Annotated in this window: 3 protein-coding genes; all 3 read left to right on the top strand. The window is 69.5% G+C overall.

The window, feature by feature from the left end; translation table 11 throughout:
- Positions 1-170 precede the first annotated feature (170 nt).
- The 3 genes from ACIBK6_RS42420 to ACIBK6_RS42410 all read left to right on the top strand — a co-directional run bounded on the left by ACIBK6_RS42420 (position 171) and on the right by ACIBK6_RS42410 (position 3,216).
- Positions 171-518 carry a hypothetical protein gene (locus ACIBK6_RS42420; protein WP_399058834.1) on the top strand — a complete coding sequence of 116 codons (348 nt, stop codon included), beginning with the start codon at positions 171-173 and terminating at the stop codon, positions 516-518.
- A 315-nt stretch (positions 519-833) separates the two neighbouring features.
- The gene (locus ACIBK6_RS42415; RefSeq protein ID WP_399058832.1) at positions 834-1,004 is read left to right on the top strand and encodes a hypothetical protein; all 171 of its coding nucleotides are present in this window, start codon (positions 834-836) and stop codon (positions 1,002-1,004) included.
- Positions 997-3,216 carry a recombinase family protein gene (locus ACIBK6_RS42410; protein WP_399058830.1) on the top strand — a complete coding sequence of 740 codons (2,220 nt, stop codon included), beginning with the start codon at positions 997-999 and terminating at the stop codon, positions 3,214-3,216. Before ACIBK6_RS42415 ends, ACIBK6_RS42410 begins: the two co-directional genes overlap by 8 nt.
- Positions 3,217-3,348 lie beyond the last annotated feature (132 nt).

Here is a 3,348-nt window from a genome sequence, read left to right as displayed (position 1 = left end):
CATCACGCCGGCCTTCAGCCAAGCCCGGATCATGCTCCGGGCCGGGAAACTCCCCAGGGCTTCGAGCAGGCGCTCATGGTTGATTCGGTCAAACGAAGACCGGGCTTACTACCCGTATCGAGGACCTCGCGGCCGCGTTGCGGGCCGGGGCTGCCGGGTTGTACTGCGCGATGGCAGCGGTCGAGCTGCTGATCGGCCAGGAACGGTGGCTGCATCGGGGTGACTTCGTCGCCTCCTTCATCGAGCTCGTTCCCGCGGCCGGGAGTGGGGAGATGATGGCGTTCGTCGACTGGCGGCGCGCGAGTACCCGCCTCAAGCGCGGGCAGTTGGTGTGCTCCAGCGGTGAGGGCCAGCTGCTGCAGTTGTGTGCGAGCCTGGCCGAAGGTGTCCCGGTCGACTTGGGAAACGCGCTGACCAGCGTGGACACATCGACTGTGGTGCTGGTGGCCGAGGCAGTCTTGCGGGCGGGTGGCTGCGCGGATCCGGCCCGGTGTGGGCAGGACGGCGGTGCGCGATGACGTCGGTACAGGTGACGCGTGATCACCACCCGTTCAAGGGCCTCACCCTGGAAGTCCTCGGGCAGATGCACTGCCGCGGACGGCTGGAGCTGCTGCTCGTCCTTCCGGACGGCAGTAAATCGCTCATCCCGGCCGGCTGGACCGACCACGTGGCCGCCGACGGGGCAGGGACGACGGGAGGACTGGCTCCCGCCGCGGCCGGAGTGCTCGCCGCGCCGGGGGCACTGCTGGAAGTGTCCGTGGTGGTTTCCGAGCTTTTGGCGCGGACGATCGCCGGACCGGAGCAGGCTGCACGGCAACTTCCGCGCGAGGAGGATGACCGTGCAGCCTGTCCAACTCAGTCTGCTCCCCGAGCAGTTACCCACGCCACCGAACCAGCTGATCGGCCAGCTCCCGGCCCCACAGTTGCAGGAGGCAATCACACAGCTGGCCCATCTCATCGCCAAGATGTCCGCCGCGGAGAGGACGGTGACGGGCGATGACTGAGAACAGCAAGGTGACTGCGTCCCACAGGCAGCGCATGGCGATCGTCTACGTCCGCCAGTCCACGCTCCTTCAGCTGGAACGCAACAAGGAGTCCACGGCCCGTCAGTACGATCTGGTCCAACGCGCAATGGCACTGGGGTGGTCCCGCGCGGCGGTCAGCATCGTCGACGAGGACCAGGGCCACTCCGGCTCCACCGCCGCTGGCCGCTCCGGGTTTGCCGATCTGGCCGCCCAGGTCGGCCTGGGCCAGGTGGGGATCGTCCTGGCTCTCGAGGTTTCCCGGCTGGCCCGCAACAACGCGGACTGGTACAGGTTGCTGGACCTGGCCGGCATGACCGACACCCTGGTCGCCGACGCGGACGGCGTCTACCATCCGAGCCGGTTCGACGACCGCCTCGTTCTGGGCATGAAAGGGACTATGGCCGAAGCTGAGCTGCACATCCTGCGGGCGCGTCTGGACGGCGGAGTGCGCAATAAGGCCGCCCGCGGCGAACTGCGCCGCGGCCTGCCCGTCGGCCTCATCTGGGGCGAGGCCGACGGCGAGATCCTCTTCCACCCCGACGAGGCCGTCACCGGCGTGATCGCCGCGGTCTTCGACCGCTTTGCCGCGTGCGGCTCGGCCCGGGCGGTGTGGTTGTGGCTGCGTGAGCAGGGCCTGAAGTGGCCGCTGCAGCCGACCGGTTACGTCAACGGCACCGAGATCGTGTGGGTCGAGCCGACCTACCATGCGGTCCACACCACGCTCACCCATCCCGCCTACGCCGGCGCCTACGTTTACGGCCGTACGCGGTTCGAGCGGCGCCTGGGCGAGGACGGGCAGGTCCGCAGTCACCGCCGGGTCCTGCCCCGTGACCAGTGGCAGGTATTGATCGAGGACCACCACGAGGGCTTCATCACCTGGGACACCTACCTGGCCAACCAGGACAAGATCGCCTCCAACACCCGGCCGCGTCGGCACGAGCCCGGCACCGGCGCGGTCCGCGAGGGGTGCGCGCTGCTGCAGACCCTGGCCGTCTGCGGGATCTGCGGGCGCAAGCTCGCCGTCTTCTACCAGGGGCCCACCAAGGCCACTCCCGGCTACTACTGCACCGGATCAGGGCAGTTGGTCGACGGCCGCGGGACACGGCATCTGCAGGTGGGCGGGCAGGCCATCGATACTGCGGTGGCCGACGTGTTCCTGGCCGCCCTCACCCCGGCCGCACTCCGGGCGTGCCTCACAGCCGCCGACGAACTGGAGGCAGGCCACGACATGGCGCTGGCCCAGTACCGGCGCGAGGTCGAGCGCGCACGCTACGACGCCACCCGCGCCGAGCGCCGCTACCGGGCCGTCGACCCGGACAACCGCCTGGTCGCCCGCGGCCTGGAGGCGGACTGGGAGAAAGCCCTGACCGCGCAGGCCGCCGCCGAGAGCGAACTCGCCCGCCGCGAACGCCGTCGTCCCGTCGCCCTCACGGCGCCCGAGCGCGCTGCCGTCCTCGCCGTCGCCGACGACCTCCACACGGTCTGGACGGCCCGAACCACCACCGACAAGGACCGCAAGCACCTGCTACGGACCCTGCTCGAGGACGTCACCCTCACCGTCCACCGCGACGCCCCCGACCCCCACGCCACCGTGCTGATGCGCTGGAAGGGCGGCGCGAGCAGCGAGTTCACGGTGCCGATCCGCCGCCCGCAGCCGAAGATCCGCACCGACGAGGACACCGTCGACCTCATCCGCCGCCTCGCGGTGCACTATCCCGACGCGCAGATCGCCGGGATCCTCAACCGTCAGGGACGGCGCACGGCCCGGGGATTGTCATACACGGCCAGTAGAGTCCAGACCACCCGATTCCACTGGGGCATCCCCTGCCACCGCAAGAACACCAAGCCGCAGGAAGGAGAGCTGGTCACCGTGGCCAAAGCCGCCACCGAACTCCGTCTGGCCCCCTCCACCCTGCACCGCTGGCTCAACGACGGCTTCATCGCCGGCGAACAGGACACCCCCGGCGCCCCCTGGCGCATCCGCCTGAACGACGAACTCCGGGCCCTGTTCGTCGATACCGCCCCTGACGGCTGGCTCGCCATGCTCGAGGCCACCCTCGCCCACGGCGTCTCACGCCAGACCCTGTTGCAGCGTGTCAAGCGCGGCGACCTCAAGGCCGTCCACGTCCGCACCGGACGCAGAAAGGGCCTGCGTATCGAGCCACCGACCCCTCAGAACGGCCTGTTCTGACACCAACAATCAACACGAGGAGCAGTGTGACGATGCATCAAACGCCGCCGCCAGATCCGCGTCGAGTACCCAGCGGCGGTGGGCCCTACGGCCCCGAGCCACTTGGAAGATCGCCTCGATCGCATCATGGCA

The organism is Streptomyces sp. NPDC050485 (genome assembly GCF_044458185.1).
In the GTDB taxonomy this organism is placed as follows: Bacteria; Actinomycetota; Actinomycetes; order Streptomycetales; family Streptomycetaceae; genus Streptomyces.
Note: the sequence above shows the minus strand (reverse complement) of the source record. Positions and strands in the feature narration are given on the sequence as shown.